Consider the following 23,998-nt stretch of genomic DNA (forward strand, 5'->3'; position numbering starts at 1 on the left):
CCTAATTATTAAAAAAATTATCAAGTTTTTGCTCAATTCTTTCATTGCCTTCTTCCACCTTTTCAATCCTAGAACTAAGTCCTTGAATACTATCGGCAAATTGTTTCGATACTTCAGTAAAAGTATCTACACTCTGTCTATACAAATCTCTTTCTTCTTTTTTTTCAGCTAAAACATTGCTAATTAACAGATAAGCAATTACACTTACCACCCCTAAATTTATTAATTCTGTCCCGAATTGTTCCATTTATAATCCTCCTTTCTAATTTTGTGTGATTCTAAGAGTTTAATTTTTAAATTGCTTAACAGTTTGATGTACACCAATAGCAACACCCCAACATAAAATACCTTGTAAAATTGAGTTTGGATCAATTCCTTGTATCCAGATACTAAAAATGATTCCTAGTACTAATAAGATAGATGGTATAAATTTATTATCAAGCCCCGGTATGCTTTTACATCCATACCCTAAAACATTTAAAGCAGCTACTAATATTAGTAACTGCTCTGGTATAAAACTAACTATTTCCATAATAAAACCTCCAATTATTTATTTTTTATATAAAAAAAGCCTGGATTAACCTAGCAAGTTGCTTTATAATTTCTTTGATTCTTGTTTATCTTCATAATTAACCTGTTTTCTTCGCTTTAGCTTTTTATTATATCCCAACGCTTAAGATACAAGAGAATATTCGTCAACTATATTTCCAAACGTAGAATCGTTCGTAAGCGGTGTACCGCCGGAAATTGTATCAATAACAAATGTGATTTATTTAAAACAATTCGTTTTTATCCTTTTCGACATTTAGTGTAGTCATGACGCCGTCTAATCGAGCTAACTCTGTTTCAATCGCGGGAATGGCTTTTAGAACTTGAGCTTTCTAAGTCTATATAACCCCTATTTTCTATATAATCCCCTACTAATTATAAAATTGAATATATAACATATTTTCATATACAATATATCAATTATATGAAAATATGTCAATAGTTATATGAAAATTAAATTTATGAAATATTTTGATATTGTATTAATTGACATAATCTCATATAATTTCTATAATAAAGAAAGGTATTTAAACAGAGTTTATAAAATAAGATAACCGTTTACTTAAATTTTAGTTGGCATTCATCTTTTCTCTAAACAAAATACTATTTTACATATGTAAATATATAAAGGAGTGTCTTTATGAATTATAACCTTAGAAATCAACAAGAAATTGACAACTTAATAGAGAATTGGTCTCCGAGGGATAAGACAATAGCATCTAAAATGTACTCTGAATTGATACATTATTTAGAAAGAAATAATAAACTTATCACAGAAGATAACTGTAATATTGCAGTAAACTTAGTATCAAGTGATACTGAGGATTTTGTAAATGCTACCATTGGAAAAGATCGATATAAAACTAGTGCAACTAAAACTAGTATACTTACTAAACTTATGAATGAACTTAACTTAGATATATCATTTAAGTGCATAAATCCAGACAATATTAAGAAAAATCTTTTTGAATATCCATCATTTAAAGAAATTCTAGATATTTGTAACAGTTTGATTAATTATCAAGATAGATTTATTGTTTATTCCGTTTTTTGTGGATTTACTGAATTAAATCTACACAATTTAAGATATTTAAAAGTTACAGATGTAGATTTCGAGAATAAAATTGTTATAGATAACGGAAAAAAAGTCAATGTAGATAATATCTTCATAGACTTGGCAGACAAGACTAAAAAGCAGAAAACTTATTATAAACTTATGAGACCAGAATCTTTAGAAAATTTAACAACTAGTTTGTCTTATGATTTCAACCAAGAATCTGAATACTTAATTAAAACTAAACCAACCTCCAAAAATGAGAATGGCATAAAACCTATATCTCAAATTGCACTTAGACAGAGATTTAGCTTTCTAAATGAGACTCTTGAGTCGTGGACTTTAACTCCAAGACACCTTAGGATAGCGGGATTTATGCATAAAATGTATGAGGAAAAAAAGGATAAGTGGACAATACAGATGGTAAATGATTTGAAAAATAAATTGGGTTATAAGATAGATTCCCACGAAGTTCTAATAACATATAATCAAAAATATAATCCATTGTAAAATGGATTTTTTTGTAAATAATTTTAATCCCTATTGAAAATGTATATGCTAAGGTATATAATTTAAGCAGAACATATATTCGATATTCAAATTATATACCAGTATCAATACTATTCTTTTGACTATGATTATGGCTTTGTCATATATAATTTGATAAGAAATAAATTTTTTAGTTACTTTAATAGGATAATGTATTTTTGTATAACTTAAAACTATGATCAAGCTTAACATTAGGGTATTTGAGATAAAAAAGTGAGCTGATGCTTTTTTTAATGTAGATGGGGGTATTACATGTTTATAAAAACTGTTGATAAGATTTCCACAGTGAATATAGTGGAAAGTAATAAAATAAGAATTGAATTAGTAAAAAGTATGCAAAATAGCGAAAATTTACTTTTTTATTTAAATGAGATTAGGGAAAGCTTAATAAAAAATGATCTTTATGGGTTTAAACTGATTTGTCAATACAAGTTATTTTTTGAAAAATTAGATGCGCATATAGAGAATAGTTTTAAGAAACTTAGTGTAAAGTATGAAAAAGACATTTATAAAATCGACTACATAATAAAATCACTCGAAGTATCCTATAATGAAAATGCTCATGACGGCTTTTTAATGTCTTGGGCTGAAAAAATAAATGAAATTTAACTCTCATATCTAAGACGTTTTTATTTATCCTGTAAATAATTTTAGATCTCCCCTCCTACAGAAATTACATTACACGCTAGACAATAACATATAATAAAATAAAAGCCCTCCTTTAGCATGCCTATGTAAAATTACTAAAGGAGGGTTTCTCTTTATAATATATATGTGTATTGTAGATTATTTTTATTTATTGTTTATACTATCTTTCACCGATTTTGAGATTTGGAACAGCATTTAAACTCATATCATCTCTGACACCATTAATATAATTGTAATAACCAGCACACCCAATCATTGCTGCATTATCAGTACATAAAACTAACGGCGGATATTTAATTTCAATTCCAGTTCCTCCCGTAAGCTCTACTATCTTTTCTCTAAGTCTAGAATTTGCTGCAACACCGCCAGATAATGTTATTGTATTATATCCTTTATCTGTTGCTGCCTTGATTGCTTTTTTAGATAACACTTCTACGACCGCTTCCTGGAATGACGCAGCTACATCTTCTACTACAATATCTTCATTTTTCATTTTTTTGCCATTCAAATAATTTAGTACGGAAGATTTAAGCCCGCTAAAACTAAAATCGTAACTATCATCAATATAGGCTCTAGGAAAATCAATTGCATCTTTATTTCCCTTTTTAGCTAGTTTGTCTATAATAGGTCCACCTGGATATCCTAAGTTCATAGCTCTTGCGATTTTATCAAAGGCTTCTCCAGATGCGTCATCTCTAGTTCTTCCAAGTATATCGTACTCTCCATAATCTTTTACCTCTACTAGATGAGTATGTCCCCCAGAAACTATAAGAGTTAAAAAAGGGGGTTCTAAATCTAAATGTTCAATATAATTTGCACTTAGATGTCCTTCTATATGATTTACGCCAACTAATGGTATTCCTAAAGTAAATGCAAGAGATTTTGCATAAGAAAGACCAACCAAAAGTGCACCAACTAGACCTGGCCCGTATGTAACTGCTACTACATCTATATCTTTAAATCCTACTCCCGATTTTTCTAAGGCTTCCTCAACAACTATATCAATATTTTCAACGTGTTTTCTAGAAGCTACTTCAGGTACTACACCACCAAATTTTTTATGTGTTTCTATTTGTGTAGAGATGATATTTGCTAGTACTTCTCTTCCATTTCTTAAAATGGCTACTGCGGTTTCATCGCAACTGCTCTCAATAGCCAATGTTATTATATCTTTCATTATTTACACCTCTTCCAACTGGTTCCACATTATAATTGCATCTTCTCGATTATTTGTATAATACTCATTTCGAATTCCTGCAATTTTAAATCCGTATTTTTTATACAAATTTTGTGCTACAGTATTAGACTTTCTTACTTCAAGAGTCATAGCAACAATATTATTTTGTTTGCAAAGCGATATAAGTTCTTCCATTAGACTGTCGCCTATTTTTCTTCCTCTATAATCATTGTGTACAGCTACACTATTTATGTGACATTCATCAAGTATAAACCACGTTCCTATATATCCAACTACTCTATTTCCTATTTTTGCTACTATAAAATGAGCTAGATTGTTTGACATTTCCTTTGTGAAAGATTCTCTACTCCAAAAGTCTTCAAAACATGCTCTCTCTACTTCAAATACTCCGCTTATATCCTCGTATGTCATTTTTCCTAAAATTAATACATCATTATTTTTTGATTCTATAATCTCGTCTTTCATACTTATACCTCTTTATGTTTTTGCTCATATTGTATTTCTGCTTGGGACTTTTTTATATACATTGGTTTTATATCATAACAATTGTATATATCTTTTTCTTGTCTGAATTTGTTTATACCGCATAAACAAAGACTACTACCTTTAGATACATTGTAAATACTATCACAAACTTTTACATTTTTAAGTTCCTTAAACTTATCTATATATTTATATACCGCTTCTCCTAATATAACGTACTCTTTATCACTGTTTTTAATTTCGTCTACTAATGCCTCTATTTCCTTTATTTGAATATCACTTATTGTTTCTATACCACCAAATTTACCATCTTTCCCATATTTATACTCTGCAGAATAAACTTGATTTTTCTGAGCATCTAAAATCGGAAGGATAATTTTATCAGACAGGCTTGCATTCTGTGCTATAGTCTCTAAAGAATTAACAGCGACTATTGGTATGTCGTTTACATGAGATATAGCCTTAGCAGTTGCTACTCCTATCCTTATACCTGTAAATGAACCTGGACCAATACAAACTGCTAATAAATCTATTTCATTTACATCAATATCAGAAATTTTTAGCATTTCTTCTATCATAACCATCAATTTTTGTGAATGTGTCTTTGTATCGTTAACTACAAATTCACAGATAAGTGTATCATCTTCTATCACAGCAATGCTTGCAGCCATGGAAGATGTATCTATTCCTAAGACTTTCATTATTTTAACAACTCCTCAACAATCCTAATATACTCTTCTCCTTTTGGAGTCAGTATCATTTCTCTTCCGTCTTCTACATATTTTAATTCTATACTTAAATACTCCTCAGGCAAGACATCTTCTATTAGATTTGCCCACTCGATTATACAAACTCCATCCGAATTTATATATTCGTCGTACCCTATGTCGTACATTTCATCACTACTTCCAATTCTGTACACGTCAAAATGATACAGCGGGATTCTTCCATCGTATTCATTAACTATAGTAAATGTCGGGCTTGTCACATAATCGTCAACACCTAAACCTTTAGCAAAGCTTTGTGTAAGCGTTGTTTTACCAGCACCTAAGTCGCCCAACAAACATATTATATTTCCTTTTTTAACTAACCCTCCTAATTTAAATCCATAACTTTTAGTCGCTTCATCATCTTTAAGGTAAACTTTATACATTTGTCCATCTCCATTACTCTATACATTTATCTAAATTATTTATTATTGTACTCAATTATAGCTATATTAATTATTATATAATAATATCTATGTATAATAAAGTTCTTATGACTATTATTACTTTATAATATCACGATTAATCTTGACTTTTAAACCATTTTAATAAATTCAATCCTAAGTACAAAGCAAAAAAGTTTGCACTTATTAAAGAGTAGATTTTAATTGTGAAAAAATAAATAATTTTTCTAATAGTATTTAATTATATTATTTATTTAGTTAATTTTTTAACTATAATTACTGAACTTTATATTGGATTCCGTTCTGCAAAAACTACTTTTCTAATAAATCAATAATAACCTACTTTCCCTATACGTATACATATATTAGGAAAGGTGGAGATAATAATATGTTAGACCCAAGCGCAGTTGATCCGATCTCATTGTTATTAAATGTATCATCATATCACGCAGTTGTAGGACACATAATCCAGTACGATCTAACAGTTTATAACAAAAGCGATACACCTGTTGAAAATGTAATTATCGTAGATACACTTAGTCCATGTTTAGAGTTTATAAACGGAAGCGTAAAGATCAATTCTGTAGAGTATAAGGATGCTGATATAGCTTCTGGTATTGAACTTGGCACTATTCAGCCAAAAGAAAGTAAGCTAGTGTCATTTCTTGTGAAAGTTATAAGCTCTGAAGACGAATGTAATGCTATAAATACAGATATTACAATATTTTATAATTACAACTCTAGTAACAATAATGCTAATTTCAAAGGAAAAATCTCATCAAATCCTCTAACAATAAGTATCTATGAAAATGATATTAACATAACTAAAAGAACTAGTTCTACAACTGCTTCTTTAAACGATGTAATAAAATTTACAATTTATCTGGACAACACAAGTCATCTAGATGTTTATGATGTATTATTAGAGGATAATAATCCAAACTCAACAAGCTTGATAAATGGTACATTTACAGTAAATGGAGTGGTTATCGAGAATGTAAATTTAAATTATGGAGTAAATTTAGGAAATATCGGAGTCGGTCAAAGTTTAATCGTAGAGTATCAGGTTAGAGTTCTAACAGGAGATTGCAATGGAACAATTCAAAGTACCTCTAGTACAACATACAATTATTTTTTACCAAATGGCTATACAGGTACACATATGTGCTATTCTAATATGGTCGATATTAAAATAAATTTATCTTACTCTAGAAATTTTGAATTGGATAATTCCGTATGTTTACCCAATCAATGTCCTGATATAGATCAAGTATATTGGATAAATGGCGACCTTAATATTACTAATTGGAAGCCAATAAACTCAATCAGATGTGATTCAAAGTGCCCTAACACTATAAATGGTGTAAGAATACTTGTACAAGGTAAAATAGTATATAACTTTGGTTATTCAACTTTTGATTCTAATCAAGAAATTAAGGCTGAAGGAATTGAAGCCCCCTTCGAAGGAACCATAGTCTTACTTTGTAATTATAATGAAGATAATACAATTCAAGTAAACGGAAAAGTTATAGATGTCAAATACCAATCGTCAGATGAAAGATGCGTACTTTGCCAAACTAGTATTGAACTTATAGCTAATGTTTAATGCCAGCAATTTAATGAAAAACACATTTATATTTGCCACCTTGCAGGGCTGAAATTTTATGGTAATCTTCCTTTTAAATTCTTATACTCCTCTGCAAGTTGGCTATTTTATATCATAGATTATGCCATTTGATAGACTAACAGATTAATTGTTGTTATAATAACAACAAAGATGAATATAAATATAACAAAGGAGATGTTTATAATGAAAAGCAATAACTTAGATCCATCAAGTTCTAAACTTAATTGGAAGGGTATTTTTGGTGTTGCTTCAGTATGGTTTGGCGCTCATGTAGGTGGGGGCTTCGCTACAGGTAATCAGACAATGAATTTCTTTGTTAAAGAAGGTTGGTACACATTTTGGATGCCAATCTTAATTATAGGAATTATAGCTTTAGTTTATAGAGAAACGATGATTATGGCTAGAAACCATAAAGCATACGATTATAGAACTTTATCTAAAAAATTATATGAACCTTATGATAAAGTTCTTTCTATAGTATTTGAAATCTGCTATATAATTATCGTATTACTTGCTACAGGAGGTTCTATTGCAGGTGCTGCTGCTCTATTTGCCGATTTTGGCTTAAGTTACAATTTAGGTGTCGTAATTACAGGAACTATTCTATTCATACTAACAATTTTTGGAGCTAATCTTATAAGAAGCGCTTCCTCACTTATGACAATAATAATTGTTATCTGCCTTACTCTAATCTGTTACATAGGAATATCTGCAAACTCTGGGAATTTCATTGAATTAACTACAACTCGCTACTCAACTGAATCAATTTGGCATGCCCTGTGGCTGGGTCTTAAATATGCAGGATTCCAAGCTATAGTATGGTCAATAGTTATAAGTGTTTGCCAGCCGCTTAAAACAGATAAAGAGATCAACCATACAACTATTGTTGGCTTTATTCTTAACAGCGTCATGATAGTATTAAGCTGTATGATGTTATTTGCATGGCTTCCTGGAACTACAGGAGAAACACTTCCAATACTTTATATTTGTAAGCAAATAGGCAAAGATTGGCTTGTATTTGTATATACAATTGTGCTTTTACTTGCATTTATATCTACAGGAATTAGCTGTGTGTTTGGTGCGATTACAAGATTCGAAAACCTTATAAAAGTCCCACAGAATATAACTGTAAGAAGAGGATTACTTTCTCTATGTTGTATGATCTTATCTATGGCTATTTCTTTATTTGGACTTACAGCTATAGTTCAAATTGGATACGGCTATACTGGTGTATTAGGAATTTTCGTTGTAATTATACCAGTGCTTACTGTTGGACATATGAAAAACAAAAAATTTAAACAAGAGCATCAAGATTCTTTTGAAGGAGAAAATGTATAAATTCTATTTAAATTTATTTAGTACTAAAAATACTAATATTCATCTTTTAATGCTGACTAAATTTTTTTATAACAAAATATATATACTTTATTTTTAAAAATAAATTAAATAAGATCGGTCCTATCTTGAGATAGGACCGATTTTTTTAATCAATAAATTTCCTGAATAGTATGTATATATAATTAAGATTTTATTAAGATTTAAATAAGCTTATATTAAAACATCGTATTTATAAATGTAGTTAAATAGTATTGTAAAAGATAATTTAACTACGGAGGACTCAATAATGTCTAGAAAGAACATAAAACAACAGGAAAAACGAAAATCAAAACAAAAATTAAAATCAATTATTTTAATGGCTATCATTTTATTAAGTATTACTTTATTAGTTTATAGTACAGGAAAATTTACTGATTTAAAAAATATTACTGTTAACTCACTTAGTCAGGAAAATAGTGAGATTGACAAATTAAAAAATATCCGAAGTAAAAATGCTATATTAGTTGATAATAAAAGTAGTGAAATCATAGCAGAAAAACACAGCAATACTAGATGCTATCCAGCCTCTCTTACAAAAATAATGACAACAATTGTTGCCATAGATGAATTAAACGATTTGGATGTGAAGATACCTATAAGAAGTGGCATGTTTGAATCTCTTAGAAAATCTGGAGCTTCTATGACTGGATTTCTACCAGATGAAAAAGTTAAAGCTAAGGATGCTCTTTATGGTATAATGTTACCTTCTGGAGCTGAATCATCAATTGCAATTGCAGAATATATATCTGGCTCTGAAGATAACTTTGTAAATCTTATGAATGAAAAAGCTAAAGAACTAGGTATGAAAAACACTCACTTTACAAATGCAACAGGGCTTCATAATAATAATCATTATACAACAGTTTTTGATTTATCTTTACTGCTCGATTATGCTCTTGAAGATGAAATATTTAGAACTATATTTACAACAGAAAAATATTCGACATCTCCTACAAATTTAAATTCGGCAGGAATAACATTTAGCAGTTCTACATTTGAGAAAATGGATGCAGAAAACTTTGTAAGAGGAAAAATAATAGGTGGTAAAACTGGATATACAGAAGAAGCAGGAAATTGTTTAGCAAGTCTTCTTGAAAATAATGGTAATGAATATATATTAATTACTACAGGTGCAAAAAAGACTGATAAAGAGCCCTCTTCAAATATAGTAGATGCCTTTAATATATACAATACTTATTTCACAAATTAGGCTTAGTATAAATAGTAAGGTATTATATTGATATATACTTTAAAAGTAAGGTATTAAAAGAGACAATAAAGACAATCCAATACATTCGGATTGTTTTTATTGTCTCTTTCTTAATTTTTAATAATAATTAGTTATTTAAAGATGATTTATCTAAACTTTATTCTTTTTTTTTATTGATTGTGTCGGACATGTTTTTATACAATCACCACATCTAATACATTCAATACTATTAGGGTTTTTGTATATTTGTATATTCATTTTACACTTCTGAGTACAGGCGTTACAACTTGTACATTTATTTTCATCTATCTCATACTTTATAAAACTTACTTTATTAAATAACGAATAAAATGCACCTAACGGGCATAAATACCTACTAGATAAATACAAAAGAAGAGGCATCCTATATAATAAGATGCCTCTTCTTTTGTATTTATCTATTAATTTGTTTAATTTTAGATATTATTTAAAAATAGTTATAAGAATTGTTCATTTTATTTGTATTTATAAATTTTTTTTAATTACCAATTTTATTTAATATTTTTATTTTTTAGTTTATACCGTGCTATATAAAATATTTATTTATTATTGATTATGTGACCCATTTTCTTATAAAGAACTACACTACATATTGATAATAATGTTCCTTTTAGTATATTAAATGGGACTATCATCCACATAACGAAACTAAATAAATCCGTTATTCTATGATTTATAACTGATCCTAAATTTATAATAGCATCTAGACCCATAAGTTGACCGTAAAATGGAAGAGTTATAAAGTAGTTAACTACTGCCCCAACTATAGTCATTGACAGAGTACCCAGAATAATTCCCGCTATTACACCTTTGATGTCTGTGCTTTTTTTATAAATATAACAAATAACAAACACATAAACTCCACCAATTAAGGCATTTGCAATTTCTCCTACTCCACCAGTCGTAGTTACTGTTATTGCGTGTACTATATTTTTTACGACTACTATACCTACTCCGACTATAGGACTAAAACTCATACCACCTAAAATCGCAGGTATTTCTGATATATCTATCTTCAAGAAGTCAGGAAAAATCCCTGGAATTGGCATCTCTATATACATAAGAATAAATGATATTGTAGATAAAATTGCCATCATAACTAGTGTTCTAGTTTTCATAGAAGTTTGTCTATTTACTGTGTTTTGATTTTGCATTATAATTCCCCCTAATTTAATTTATTAGGAAAAATAAAAAACTCGAAGGTCTTATCTTCGAGTATTTGAATCAGTTTAAAACAAAATGCTTTTAAGCTTTTTCAATCTCTTCTCTCATCCAGACTTTACTGTCGGCTTTGGAATTTCACCAAATCAACTACTCTATGGTAGGTCGCGGGCTTTTACCGCCGGTAGGGAATTTCACCCTGCCCCGAAGATCTTCTGTATTTATTATTTTCCTTACATATATATGATAGTTAATTTTTTTATAAAAGTCAAGCACTACCGACCTTCATAAGATTAAAAATATTAAAATATATCTCTAACTTTGAAGAAATCATCACCAAGCTCACGCTGCATAGCCTCTTTAAATATGCCAGCATTTTTGTAGAAGTACATATCATGTCTAACACATTCTGCAGCCAATACTATTAAAGGTCTACTCTCTGTCCATATCACCTCAACCGTTGATTCACTTATTATTTGTCCAAAGACAACTTCTTTCATATCAGATACAAGAGTTATCCATCTTCCGCCCATCTCCTTCAATTTCTCTTCTACTAAACCATGCCTACAGTACTTCTTTAAGGGAACATTAGATTTATCATCATTGCTAAAATAAACAATACCCATTCTTATATTTTTATCCTCTAGAGCTTTTATCTCTGGCAATAGTTTTGGTAAATCTTCTTCCCAAATCTGAAGCAATAATTCCTTTTCTGTTCTCTGAAGAATCTCTTTACATTTAGCAAATACATTTGTGTTTTGACGTATATGCCATAGATAATCCAAATCTGTATTAACTGGGAAGTCTTTTAATGATGTAGTGAGTTCCTCTAATACATTATCTGTTTCATATTTCACCTTTTTTTCTATTTCATCAATAGGTACTGCAGCGTATCTATTGTTATTTTCTTCTTCAGCATATATTATATAGCCCTTTATAGTCAAAGACTCTAGTATATTGTAAATCTTAGAACGTGGAACTGCAGAAATCTTACTCGCCTCATATCCAGACGCACTCCCATTTCTAAGCAGCGCTAAATAAACCTTGGCTTCAGAATCCGTCAATCCAAGCTTATTCAATAAGGAAATCTCTTTAGCAAACATATAAACATAACCTACTCTCTATTTTGATACTACTATTTTATCATAGACTAAATATTTTATTATATATACAATAAAACTAAGTAAGAAAATAATTAAAATTCTCTGTTAAATTAGAATATTATTTAATGTAATCAAACATTAGCTAATTTTAATTTAAAAAGGCGATAGATTAAGACTACCGCCTTTATTTTTTCATTAATCTTTCTTATCTTACCAAGGTTGCATTGCTCCGCCTTCTTCTGCAGGCCTACAATTTTTAGCAAAAAGAGCTAGTAAACCTTTTGTCTCTTTTGGCTCAGGGCGAACCCAATTTTTTCTTCTTTTTGCAAGTTCTTCATCAGATACTTCTAAAGTAACTTCACCTTTTGGTAGATCTACTACAATCATATCCCCGTCTTCAACTAAAGCAATAACCCCTCCGTCGTAAGCTTCTGGTGAAACATGGCCAACTATAGCACCATAATTAAATCCAGAAAATCTTGCATCTGTTACTAGACCTACACTTGTATGTAATCCTTTGGCAACTAAAGCATCTGTAGAAAGCATTACTTCCTTCATTCCAGGTGCACCTTTACATCCTTCGTATCTTATTACTATAACATCCTCTGGAACTATATCTCCAGATTCTATTGCTTTGAGTGCATGGAAGTCATTGTCAAAAGTTTTAGCTTTACCTCTAAAATACTTCATTTCTTTTGGAACTCCTGTTGGTCTAACAATCGCTCCGTTTGGTGATAGATTTCCCCTAAGTACTTTAAGACCTGGTTCATCAAATAAAGGATCTTTTAAACTTCTTATGATTTCAGAGCTTTCTGCTCTTACGTCTTTTAATACATCTTTCCATGTATTTCCCAACATAGTTGGGACATTTGTATGTAACTTATCTTCTAGCATCTTCATTACAACGGGTATGCCACCGGCATAATGGAAGTCTACAACTGTATAAGATCCACTTGGGATAACACCACATATACACGGGATTTCAGATGCAAGTTCATCAAAATCCTTCATAGTAATATCTATATCTAATTCAACAGCCATACTTAAAATATGAAGCACTGCATTTGTAGAACCTGCTACTGCCATATCTACCATAATTGAGTTTAAAAGCGTCTCTCTAGTTATTAGGTCTGAAGGTTTAATTCCTTTTTTAACTAGCTCAACTACATAACTTCCAGCTTCTCTGGATTTTCTTATTTTTTGATTATCCGATGCCGGTATCGTTCCTGTACCTGGGAGCACTAAGTTAAAAACCTCACCTAACATTTGCATTGTATTCGCTGTTCCCATAGATGGACATGCACCGAATGATGGACAAACATGTTCTTCCATATCTGCAAGAGATTCTTCACTATCTCCTCTTAGTACTGCCACATCAAGCTCTGCTTCTACAACTTTCTTTCCTCGGTAATTCCCTGGTTGCATAGATCCACCAGTTACTATCATACTAGGTATATCAAGTCTAGCTGCTGCTAAGTATGTACCAGCAATTATATTGTCACAAGAAGCTACCATAACCAAACCATCAAAGTGGTGGACTTTAGTAACAAACTCTATTGACATAGCTACTATATCACGACCTGCTTGTTCGTATTTTAATTCTTCTGCTCCGTTGGCGACATTCCCACAAGTTGCAGGTATTCCAAACTCAACAGGTATCCCACCAGCTGCCCAAATTCCTTGCTTTACAGCTTCAGCTATCTGTCTTAAGTGAGCACTTCCAGGTGAGCCTTCCATGAATGAGTTGGCAACTCCTATATGAGGTTTATTTTTAATCTCGTTATCTGTATATCCTGAAGCTTTCAACATTACTCTTCTGTGTGCTGCCTTAGGTCCATTCCAATATTCGCGATTACTCTTCATAATAATACCTCCACAACTATAATTAATTTAAATTAATTCCACTCTGTGCCTACCCCTACAGACAGTGCTTTGTCGTAAATATGCTTAGCTGTTACTAAATCCTGTGTTCCTATCCCTACAGTTTTAAATACTATTATTTCATCATCATTTTCTCTTCCTACTATTTTACCTAATATTAAATCTCCTAGATCTCCTGTAAAATCGTCTTTCGTTATTGTTCCATCTGCAAGAGGAATAAGTATATCCCCTGCCTCTGATAAAACCGCATCTACTGAATCAAAGTATATCTTAGAAGCTTTAGTCAATACGACAGGATCCATCTCTTGCATTTGTGGTTGATAAGATCCAACACAGCTAACTGTAGCTCCTTTTTTAACAATACTTGCATCAAATACAGGCTTTTCTGACGGTGTAACTGTTATTATTAAGTCCGCATCAGATACAGCTTCATCAGATGTTTTAACTGCTGTTATCTTTGTATTATATGATTTTAATTCTTCTTGCATGCTGTCAGCAAATGCCTTAGTTCTTTCATAATTTATGTCATAAACCACAACTTCATCTAGGTTCCTAACTACAATCATAGCCTCTAGCTGTTTAGCTGCTTGTCCACCTGTCCCAATTAAAGCTCCCTTTTTACAATCTTTTTTAGCTAATAGATCAAAAGCTGCTCCAGAGGCTGCTCCGGTTCTAAGCTGAGTAACATATGTACCGTCCATAATTGATGTAAATTCACCTGTCTTTCCATCCATTAGTACTACTGTGGCGGGTGCTGAAGGTATACCCATATCTATATTTCTAGGAAATATATTTACTAATTTTAGAGATGCAATATCTAGTTCTTCAACATAAGCTGGCATTGATAAAAATGTACCCTCATATTTAGGAGCTGGTATTTGACCTCTTAATGGAACTTCACTTTTTCCCTCAGAAAACAGTCTAAATGCTTCTTTTACACCTTCAATAGAATCTCTCATTGTAAACACTTTGTCGATGTCATTTCTTGATAATAGTAACATAAATTAATTCCTCCTTATTTGTTATTATAATTTAAAAATTAGAATATCGTTTTTATAAATAATAGCTTTTTCAAGTTTTTTGTTATAAGGTATACCTCAAATATATAATTTAAAAATAATATAAATTTTAACGTATACCCCTTTAGTAACTATTATATATTTTGTTTATATTTTGTCAATATTTAATACAGAATTTTAACATAGACAATTAATTTAATTTTATTAAAACACTAGATATCCAACCTTATTTGTAACGAAACCTATTATAAATAAATAAAAAGACTATCATCTTTAAGAATACTTTCTTAAGATAGTCTTTATTTTATTTAAAATATTTATTCTATTATTAGGTAAACTACTTCTCGTTGCTATATACTACCTTACCATCAATAATAGTACAAACTACATTGCTGTTTATCTCAAGTGGAGATCCATCCCAGATTACTAAGTCAGCATCTTTACCAACTTCAATAGATCCAACTCTGTTATCAATTCCCAAAACTTTAGCTGGATTTATAGTTATTGATTCTAAAGCCCTCTCCTCAGTCATTCCATGTTTAACAGCGATACCAGCACACATCGGCAAGTACTGAACTGGTATAACAGGGTGATCTGTCATAAGGCATACTTCAAGGCCTGCATTTGAAAGTTTTCCTGCTGTTTCAAATGTTAGGTTTCTTAGTTCGATTTTTGATCTTTCAGAAAGCGATGGCCCTACTATCACAGGATAGTTTTCTTCAACAAGCTCTTCTACTATTAAATGACCTTCTGTACAGTGATCTAATGTCAGATTTAGGTCAAATTCTTTGCCTATTCTTATCGCTGTAAATATATCATCCGCTCTGTGCGCATGGACTTTAAAAGGCACATCTTTTTTAAGTACAGGAAGTAACCCTTCTAATTTTATATCGTATTCCGGTCTATCTCTATCGTCGTCCTCATCCTTTTCGTAAAGATCAATTTCTTCTAGATATTCTTGTGCTTTTTTTAGATTTTCTCTAAGCATAGCTGCTATAGCCATCCTAGTTTGAGGAGCTTTTTCATCTGATCCGTAGCAAGTCTTTGGATTCTCTCCAAATGCTATTTTTGCAGCTACTGGGTTTTTTATAATCATCTTATCTATTCTTTTTCCGTAAGTTTTGATTGCTATGCATTGACCGCCAATTACATTAGCGCTACCAGGGGTAACGCATACAGATGTAATTCCTCCAGAGTAAGCTTCTACAAAGGTTTTATCCATTGGATTTATTCCATCGATAGGGTTTAGATGTGGCATTATTGGATCTGTCTCCTCATTTCCATCAGCACCTTCTGATCCCATTCCATCTTCCCATAATCCTAGATGCGTATGAGCATCAATAAAACCTGGATATATGAATCTGCCTTTTGCATCTATTACTTCTGCATCCAATGGAGCTACTAATCCATCTGATATCTCTACTATTCTACCTTCATCTATTAGAATATCTCCTACTATAACTCCATTTGTTATAGTATTTATATTACCATTTTTTATATATATCATTACATTCCTCCCAAACCTTTTTAAATAAACTTCAAAAAACTACTAACAGTTAATCGATTCTTATGGCCATTTTTATATTGTATATTTTTATAATTTATTTTTCCATTGAAAGAGAAACTCTCTTCTTATCCATGTCTACTCCGATTACTTTTACCTCTACTATATCTCCAACAGACACTATAGACATAGGATCCTTAACATATGAGTTACTCATCTTAGATTTGTGAACCAACCCATCATTTTTTATTCCAATATCAATAAATGCTCCGAAATCTACTACATTTCTAACTGTACCAGTCAGATCCATTCCCTCTTTTATATCTTCTATTTTAAGAACATCTACTCTAAGTATTGGCTTAATACCTTCTTCCCTTGGATCTCTTCCAGGCTTTTTAATCTCTAGTATTATATCTTTTAAAGTTACTTCACCAATGCCTAATTCTTCACTTAAATTCTTGATACCGATATTTTCAATTCTATCATCGATATCTTCAATATTTTTAGATTTTAAATCATTTAATGAATATCCAATTTTTTCTAACATAGCTTTGCATATATTGTAACTTTCAGGATGGACACCTGTATTATCCAGAGGATTTTTTGCATCCAATACTCTCATAAATCCAGCACATTGCACAAAAGCCTGAGGCCCAAGTCTTTTAACTTTTTTTAACTGAGCTCTCGACGTAAATTCTCCGTTTTCTTCTCTGTAAGCAACTATATTTTTAGCTATTGTTTTACTTATACCTGCAATATGCTCAAGTAATGAATATGAGGCTGTATTCAAATCTACTCCTACTATATTGACTGAATCTTCAATAACTCCATCTAGAACTTCTTCAAGTCTTTTTTTGTTTAGATCATGCTGGTATTGTCCTACACCTATGCTTTTCGGATCTATTTTAACTAACTCTGCAAGCGGATCTTGAAGTCTTCTTGCTATTGAGATAGCACCTCTTATAGATACGTTTATGTCTGGGTGTTCTTCATTTGCAAGCTCTGATGCTGAATAAACCGATGCTCCCGCCTCGTTTACTATTACATATTGTACTTCTCTATCTACTTCTTTAAGTAGCTCGGATACAAATAGCTCGGATTCTCTAGATGCTGTACCATTTCCAATTGAAATAATATCTATTTGATATTTTTCGATCAATGCCTTTAAAGTTTTTTTAGATCCTTCAACATTGTTTTGAGGCTCTGTTGGGTATACAGTAGTGTAATCTAGTAGCTTTCCATTTTTATCTACCACTGCAATCTTGCAACCAGTTCTAAATGCAGGGTCAAATCCCATTACAACTTTTTCTTTTATAGGAGATTGTAAAAGTAAACTTTTTAGATTTTTACCAAAAACACTTATAGCTCTCTCTTGTGCTATTTCTGTTAGGTGATTTCTTATTTCTCTCTCTATTGATGGGAATATAAGCCTTTTGTAAGAGTCCTCGATTGCTTCTACAATTATTTCCTTATTTTTTCTATTGTCATTATTTATATATTTATCCTCAATGTTTCTTTGTATTTTATCTGTATTTATATCTAGCTTTACTTTTAAGAATTCTTCTTTTTCTCCTCTATTAATTGCAAGTACTCTATGTGGAGCTATTGATTTAACAGACTCGCTGTAATCGTAATACATATCATATACAGATTTCTCATCGGTAGTATTTTTTACTATCAAAGTCCCTTCTTTTAGAGCTAAAGTTCTTATAAACTTTCTAATTTCTGCATCATCAGACACCATTTCAGCTATTATATCTCTCGATCCTTTTAACGCATCATCTACATTTAAAACTTCTTTTTCTTCGTTTATATAAGAACTAGCCTCATCACCTAAATTTGAGATACTATGCTCTAATATTGATAGAGCAAGATCTTCAAGTCCTTTTTCTTTGGCCATAGTAGCCCTTGTTCTCTTTTTCTGCTTATAAGGTGCATAAATATCTTCTACTTCTTGAAGAGTATTTGCATTCTCTATATTTTTAACTAATTCACCAGTAAGTTTTCCCTGCTCATCTATAAGCCTTTTTACATCATTTTTTCTCGACTCTAGATTTCTTAAATACATAAGCTTCTCATGTAACTCTCTTAAAGTTACGTCACTCATCTCACCAGTCATTTCTTTTCTATATCTTGCTATAAAAGGGATAGTATTCCCCTCGTCTATAAGTTTTATAGTGTTATTAATTTGCTCATCCCTAAGCTTAAATTCTCTTTTTAAAATATCATATATTTTCACTATATTAACCTCTTTTCTTTATCTTAACTATCCCAAAGGGGTGCCTTTAAACTGTCAAGAATATTTCTCTTAATCAGTTTTAAAGACACCCCCTATAGTTTATTTGTTTATCGATTTGTTCATCTTTAAATATTCGTTTATAAATAAATCTATATCTCCATCCATAACTGCATCTACATTTCCTGACTCTGCATTTGTTCTAGAATCTTTGACTAATTTGTATGGCTGAAACACATAAGATCTAATTTGGCTTCCCCACGTTATTTGAGAGTACTTACCTTGTAAATCTTCTATTTTCTCTTTTTTTTCTGATTCCTTTAGTTCTATGAGTTTCGCCATTAGCATCCTCATAGCTCTTTCTCTGTTTAGATGTTGGGATCTTTCGTTTTGGCATTGTACTACTATACCAGTAGGAATATGTGTTATTCTTACAGCGGAATCAGTAGTATTCACGTGTTGACCACCAGCACCAGATGCTCTATAAGTATCTATTTTAAGATCAGATGGATTTATATCGACTTCAATACTATCATCTAACTCAGGTACTACATCAACAGAAGCAAATGATGTCTGCCTCTTTCCAGAAGAATTGTAAGGAGATATTCTAACAAGACGATGTACTCCCTTTTCTCCTTTAAGGTAACCATATGCATTGCTACCTTCTACAGATATAGTCGCTGTTTTAATACCCGCTTCTGGATCAGATATAATGTCTAGAAGTCTAACCTTGAACTCTCTATCTTCAGCCCATCTTATATACATTCTGAGAAGCATCTGTGTCCAATCTTGAGCATCTAACCCCCCTGTACCTGCATTAAGTGAGAGAATAGCGTTGTTACCATCGTATTCACCATCTAAAAGAGTCTTTATCTTAAGATCACCTAATTCTTTTTCAAGAGAATTTATAGAATCTTTAATCTCCTCATAGACTGAATTATCATTTTCCTCTACAGCTAACTCTACTAATACTTCTAAATCCTCAATGGATTCTTTCATATTTTCATAATTCTCTATAGTTTCTTTTATATATTTTAATTCTTTCAAGACCTTTTGGGCATGATCGTTGTCATCCCAAAAGTCTTGTTTATTTATCTTTTTTTCATAGGTTATCAATTTTGATCTTAAGGTATCTAAGTCAAAGAGAAACCCTCAATTCTTCTAAATTTGTCTGCATATCTTCTATACTATGTTTAACTTCTTGTGTATTTAACATTTATTCCTCCACTTACATTCTAGAGTCTATTTACCACAACAGTTTTTGTATTTTTTGCCACTTCCACATGGACAAGGATCATTTCTTCCTACTTTGTCGCCTTTAACAATAGTGTGAGTTTCATCTTCATCATCTGAAGTAGTAGCTGAAAGTTTTTCTACATCAACTACTTGTTTTCTCTCAACAGGCTCTTCTACTGTAATGTTGAATAGATATCTTACAGTATCTTCTTTGATATTTTTGTTCATCTCTTCAAACATATCAAAACCTTCCATTTTATATGCAACAACTGGATCTTGTTGACCTATAGCTCGAAGTCCTATACCTTGGCGTAATTGATCCATGGCATCTATATGATCTATCCAATGATTATCAACAGCTTGAAGTAGTATAACTCTCTCTACCTCTCTCATTCTTTCGTTTCCAATTTGTCCTTCTTTTAATGAGTATATCTTTTCTGCTACTTCGTATACCTTTTCAATAAGCTCAACAGAATTTAATTTATCCATTTCAGGTATTTCTAGGCTACCTTTTGGCATAAATAATCCATAAATATGATCTTTAAATGCATCTTCTTCAAAACCACGATCGGTAGTATACATATTAACAGAATCCTCTATCACAGAGTGAACCATACTTTGGATTTGATCTTGTAGATTTTCTCCTTCAAGTACTCTACTTCTCTCTGCATACATTACTTCCCTTTGCTTATTCATAACATCATCGTATTGAAGTACGTGCTTTCTTATACCGAAGTTTTTACCTTCAACTTTCTTTTGAGCACTCTCTATTGATTTAGTAAGAATCTTGTGCTCTATTGGCATATCTTCCTCTAAACCTATTTTATCTACTACGCCTGATATTCTATCGCTTCCGAACAGTCTCATAAGATCGTCATCTAGGGCAATATAGAATCTTGAACTACCTGGGTCACCTTGACGACCAGCACGTCCTCTAAGCTGATTATCAATTCTTCTAGACTCATGTCTTTCGGTACCGATAATCGCAAGACCACCAGCTTCTATAACTTTTTCTTGCTCTTCTTCAGTTTGCTTCTTAAACTTTTCAAATAGTCTTTCGTATTCTTTTCTAGCTTCAAATATTTCTTCATTTCCTTCTAAATCTAGTCCTTCAATAGGTGTATCTACTATATTTATAGTTTCATCACTGAAACCTGATCTCTTCATTTCTTTTTTAGTAAGTACCTCAGGGTTACCTCCTAAAACTATATCCGTACCACGACCAGCCATATTAGTCGCTATTGTAACAGCGCCTAATCTACCTGCTTGAGCTATTATCTCAGCCTCTTTGTCATGATGCTTTGCATTCAGAACCTCGTGTCTGACTCCCTTTTTCTTAAGAATTGCAGAAAGTAGTTCTGATTTTTCTATAGATACTGTACCAACTAGTACTGGTTGGTTCTTCTCATGTCTTTCAATTATATCTTGTGAAACAGCGTTAAATTTACCAATTTCACTTTTGTATACTGCGTCGGATTGGTCTTCTCTTATCATCGGTTTATTAGTTGGAACTTGAAAAACATCCATTTTATAAATGGCTTTGAACTCTTCCTCCTCTGTCTTAGCTGTACCAGTCATACCAGCAATTTTATTGTACATTCTGAAGTAATTTTGGAATGTTATTGTAGCTAATGTTTTTGATTCTCTTTGTATTTGTAGACTCTCTTTAGCCTCTATTGCTTGATGAAGACCTTCTGAGTATCTTCTACCAAACATAAGTCTACCAGTAAATTCATCAACGATTACTATTTCTCCGTCTTTATTTACATAGTCAACATCTCTCTTCATAATTGTATGCGCTTTTAATGCTTGGTTTATATGATGATAAAGCTCTGTATGTGAAATCTCAGTTATATTTTCAACATTGAAATAAACTTCAGCCTTGTGAATTCCAGTCTCAGTCAAAGATACTGCTTTATCTTTTTCTTCTTTGGCATAATCTTCAGGCTTTAGAGTTAATACAAATGTATTAGCATCAGAGTATAAATGTGTTGATTTGTCCCCTGGTCCTGAAATTATAAGAGGAGTCCTTGCCTCATCTATAAGTATTGAGTCAACCTCATCGACAATAGCGTAGTTAAGCCCTCTTTGAACTCTTTCTTCTTTATGAATAACCATGTTATCTTTTAGGTAGTCAAAACCGTACTCGTTGTTTGTACCATAAGTTATATCGCAATTGTATTGAGCTCTTCTAACTGCTGAGTCCTGTCCATGAACTATAACTCCAACAGATAAACCTAAAAACTCGTATATCTTTGCCATTTGATCTCTATCACGCTTTGCTAGGTAGTCATTAACTGTAACAACATGAACTCCTTCACCTGTAAGCGCATTCAAATAAACAGGTGCTGTTGCAACTAAAGTCTTACCTTCACCTGTCTTCATCTCTGCTATTCTTCCTTGGTGTAGAACTATTCCCCCTACTAATTGAACTCTATAGTGTCTAAGGCCTAGGACTCTTTTAGAAGCTTCTCTAACCACTGCAAATGCCTCCGGTAATATCGAATCAATACTTTCACCCTTAGCTAATCTATCTTTAAATTCAGTAGTCATGCTTTTTAATTCTTTATCTGACATGGCATCAAACTTAGGCTCAAGTGAATCTATAATATCCACTGTCTTATTAAACTTTTTAAGTTCCTTTTTATCTGCCATATTGAACAAACTATCCATAAAACTCATTATATATATCTCCTCGTTCCTGTGTGTATTTATACTTATCTACATTTTAACATTAAGCATGTATCCAAATTCAAACTCTTATAATATCAAAGTTACAAGCAATATTAAAATAGTTATCCACAAATTATAAAACAATTATACTAGAGTTAAGTCTATTTTTCCAGTGACAAACCCGAATATGTATTATTATTTAAAAAGACAGCTATAAAAAAGCTGCCTAATATTTATTATAGCATTATTTAGAGCTATTAATCACTGATTTTTTGATTTTTTGTTATCATTACTAAAATATCATAATTTTGTCAAAATATCTTTTAAAAATATCCATAATAACTTTTATAATACGTTATATCATAGTTTTATTTATAAATATAGAAGGAGGTAATTTACAAATTAAAAAGGTTGCCCCAAACTTCAGAGACAACCTTAATATATTTTTCAAATTATTTATCTAATCGTGCTCTATTATTCCATAACCTCCGTTGTTACGTTTGTAAACAACAGCAATTTCATCAGTATCAGTATTTCTAAACATATAGAAATCGTGTCCGACTAAATCCATTTGAAGCACTGCCTCTTCTTCTGTCATAGGCTTTAAGCTAAATTTTTTACGTCTTTCTATTACTAATTCATCATTGTAGTCTGAATCATCCTCAAAGCCGTCTTCTTCAGCTACATCTAAAAATCTTATACTCATATTATCTTGTTTTTTATCTTGTAGTCTTTTTTTATACTTTCTAATTTGCCTTTTCAACTTATCTGTAACTAAATCAATAGCAGAATATAAATCTTCTTGAGTATCCTCTGCTCTTATAACAGGTCCATTTATTGTACGAATAGTAACCTCTATAGTTTGTCTATCTTTTTTTGCACTTACAGTCACTTTCACATCTGTATTTTGATCAATATAGTTTTCCAACTTAGATAATTTGATCTCTATTTTCTCTTTTATTGCGTCAGTTAATTCTATTTGTCTCCCAGATATTATTATGTTCATAAAAACATCCCCTTTCATTTGTGACAATATATAAATAATTCCATTTGTATATTAATTCTATACAAATAGAATTATCCCTTTGTTCATACAAATTAATATAATTTTTTTATAAAACTAATATTTTCTAATTATGTAAAAGTGCATAAGTCTGTATATAATGTGGACTATATCTCACACCATTCTGTGGATAATGTGGATTAAATTGTGAATAAGTTTAAATCCCTTAGTAAATAGCTTTTTTGTATTTATAAAATATCCACAATATAAGTCGTTA

Annotated in this window: 21 protein-coding genes and 1 riboswitch; of the genes, 5 read left to right on the top strand and 16 right to left on the bottom strand. The window is 31.2% G+C overall.

All coding sequences use genetic code 11. The features are described from left to right. Position 1 precedes the first annotated feature (1 nt). Both KQI18_RS09280 and KQI18_RS09285 read right to left on the bottom strand, forming a co-directional pair. On the bottom strand, positions 2-247 hold the full coding sequence (locus KQI18_RS09280) for a hypothetical protein (RefSeq protein ID WP_216467506.1): 246 nt from the start codon (positions 245-247) through the stop codon (positions 2-4). Positions 248-286: 39 nt separating this feature from the next. Then, the gene (locus KQI18_RS09285; RefSeq protein WP_236887716.1) at positions 287-532 is read right to left on the bottom strand and encodes a phage holin family protein; all 246 of its coding nucleotides are present in this window, start codon (positions 530-532) and stop codon (positions 287-289) included. 657 nt (positions 533-1,189) lie between these two features. On the opposite strand from KQI18_RS09285, the gene KQI18_RS09290 reads away from it, so the two are divergent. Next, positions 1,190-2,113, top strand: a complete 924-nt coding sequence (locus KQI18_RS09290) for a hypothetical protein (RefSeq protein ID WP_216467507.1) — start codon at positions 1,190-1,192, stop codon at positions 2,111-2,113. A 291-nt stretch (positions 2,114-2,404) separates the two neighbouring features. Further along, positions 2,405-2,761, top strand: coding sequence for a hypothetical protein (locus KQI18_RS09295; protein ID WP_216467508.1), 357 nt, complete (start codon positions 2,405-2,407; stop codon positions 2,759-2,761). A 199-nt stretch (positions 2,762-2,960) separates the two neighbouring features. Here KQI18_RS09295 and tsaD read toward each other — a convergent pair whose 3' ends face one another. The 4 genes from tsaD to tsaE are packed head-to-tail and all read right to left on the bottom strand — an operon-like array spanning position 2,961 to position 5,634. Beyond that, on the bottom strand, positions 2,961-3,977 hold the full coding sequence (gene tsaD, locus KQI18_RS09300) for a tRNA (adenosine(37)-N6)-threonylcarbamoyltransferase complex transferase subunit TsaD (protein ID WP_216467509.1): 1,017 nt from the start codon (positions 3,975-3,977) through the stop codon (positions 2,961-2,963). 3 nt (positions 3,978-3,980) lie between these two features. After that, positions 3,981-4,463, bottom strand: a complete 483-nt coding sequence (gene rimI, locus KQI18_RS09305) for a ribosomal protein S18-alanine N-acetyltransferase (protein WP_272876223.1) — start codon at positions 4,461-4,463, stop codon at positions 3,981-3,983. 2 nt (positions 4,464-4,465) lie between these two features. Then, positions 4,466-5,182, bottom strand: a complete 717-nt coding sequence (gene tsaB / locus KQI18_RS09310) for a tRNA (adenosine(37)-N6)-threonylcarbamoyltransferase complex dimerization subunit type 1 TsaB (RefSeq protein WP_216467510.1) — start codon at positions 5,180-5,182, stop codon at positions 4,466-4,468. Beyond that, positions 5,182-5,634, bottom strand: a complete 453-nt coding sequence (tsaE, locus tag KQI18_RS09315) for a tRNA (adenosine(37)-N6)-threonylcarbamoyltransferase complex ATPase subunit type 1 TsaE (RefSeq protein ID WP_216467511.1) — start codon at positions 5,632-5,634, stop codon at positions 5,182-5,184. The genes tsaB and tsaE overlap by 1 nt, the downstream gene beginning before the upstream one ends. 406 nt (positions 5,635-6,040) lie before the next feature. Between tsaE and KQI18_RS09320 the strand changes: the two genes are divergently transcribed. The 3 genes from KQI18_RS09320 to KQI18_RS09330 all read left to right on the top strand — a co-directional run bounded on the left by KQI18_RS09320 (position 6,041) and on the right by KQI18_RS09330 (position 9,866). Continuing rightward, positions 6,041-7,258, top strand: coding sequence for an SPOCS domain-containing protein (locus tag KQI18_RS09320; RefSeq protein ID WP_216467512.1), 1,218 nt, complete (start codon positions 6,041-6,043; stop codon positions 7,256-7,258). Between the two features lie 204 nt (positions 7,259-7,462). Next, positions 7,463-8,617 carry a hypothetical protein gene (locus KQI18_RS09325; protein ID WP_216467513.1) on the top strand — a complete coding sequence of 385 codons (1,155 nt, stop codon included), beginning with the start codon at positions 7,463-7,465 and terminating at the stop codon, positions 8,615-8,617. A gap of 286 nt (positions 8,618-8,903) precedes the next feature. Further along, positions 8,904-9,866, top strand: a complete 963-nt coding sequence (locus KQI18_RS09330; protein WP_216467514.1) for a D-alanyl-D-alanine carboxypeptidase family protein — start codon at positions 8,904-8,906, stop codon at positions 9,864-9,866. A 150-nt stretch (positions 9,867-10,016) separates the two neighbouring features. Here KQI18_RS09330 and KQI18_RS14505 read toward each other — a convergent pair whose 3' ends face one another. The 10 genes from KQI18_RS14505 to hpf all read right to left on the bottom strand — a co-directional run bounded on the left by KQI18_RS14505 (position 10,017) and on the right by hpf (position 23,724). Then, positions 10,017-10,268: a 4Fe-4S binding protein gene (locus KQI18_RS14505; RefSeq protein WP_216467515.1), complete on the bottom strand. Its 252-nt coding sequence runs from the start codon at positions 10,266-10,268 to the stop codon at positions 10,017-10,019. A 176-nt stretch (positions 10,269-10,444) separates the two neighbouring features. Continuing rightward, positions 10,445-11,059 carry an ECF transporter S component gene (locus tag KQI18_RS09340; RefSeq protein WP_216467516.1) on the bottom strand — a complete coding sequence of 205 codons (615 nt, stop codon included), beginning with the start codon at positions 11,057-11,059 and terminating at the stop codon, positions 10,445-10,447. A 102-nt stretch (positions 11,060-11,161) separates the two neighbouring features. Next, positions 11,162-11,282: riboswitch (FMN riboswitch) on the bottom strand. Between the two features lie 86 nt (positions 11,283-11,368). Further along, a complete protein-coding gene (locus KQI18_RS09345; RefSeq protein ID WP_216467517.1) occupies positions 11,369-12,169 on the bottom strand; it encodes a TrmB family transcriptional regulator in 801 nt (266 codons plus the stop codon). Between the two features lie 210 nt (positions 12,170-12,379). Continuing rightward, entirely contained in the window at positions 12,380-14,032 is a 1,653-nt protein-coding gene (gene ilvD / locus KQI18_RS09350) for a dihydroxy-acid dehydratase (protein WP_216467518.1), read from the bottom strand. Positions 14,033-14,064: 32 nt separating this feature from the next. Next, positions 14,065-15,051, bottom strand: a complete 987-nt coding sequence (locus KQI18_RS09355; RefSeq protein WP_216467519.1) for an ornithine cyclodeaminase family protein — start codon at positions 15,049-15,051, stop codon at positions 14,065-14,067. A gap of 355 nt (positions 15,052-15,406) precedes the next feature. Next, complete coding sequence (locus tag KQI18_RS09360; protein WP_216467520.1) at positions 15,407-16,576, bottom strand: amidohydrolase; 1,170 nt, start codon at positions 16,574-16,576, stop codon at positions 15,407-15,409. A 94-nt stretch (positions 16,577-16,670) separates the two neighbouring features. Then, a complete protein-coding gene (locus tag KQI18_RS09365) occupies positions 16,671-18,812 on the bottom strand; it encodes a Tex family protein (protein WP_216467521.1) in 2,142 nt (713 codons plus the stop codon). 99 nt (positions 18,813-18,911) lie between these two features. Then, a protein-coding gene (prfB, locus tag KQI18_RS09370) for a peptide chain release factor 2 (protein ID WP_216467522.1) occupies positions 18,912-20,025 on the bottom strand; the annotation gives its coding sequence in 2 pieces (ribosomal slippage) (positions 18,912-19,949 and positions 19,951-20,025; 1,113 coding nt in all). 26 nt (positions 20,026-20,051) lie between these two features. Next, complete coding sequence (secA, locus tag KQI18_RS09375) at positions 20,052-22,727, bottom strand: preprotein translocase subunit SecA (protein ID WP_216467523.1); 2,676 nt, start codon at positions 22,725-22,727, stop codon at positions 20,052-20,054. A 451-nt stretch (positions 22,728-23,178) separates the two neighbouring features. Next, positions 23,179-23,724, bottom strand: coding sequence for a ribosome hibernation-promoting factor, HPF/YfiA family (gene hpf, locus KQI18_RS09380; protein ID WP_216467524.1), 546 nt, complete (start codon positions 23,722-23,724; stop codon positions 23,179-23,181). Positions 23,725-23,998 lie beyond the last annotated feature (274 nt).

The organism is Metaclostridioides mangenotii (genome assembly GCF_018917235.1).
In the GTDB taxonomy this organism is placed as follows: Bacteria; Bacillota; Clostridia; order Peptostreptococcales; family Peptostreptococcaceae; genus Metaclostridioides.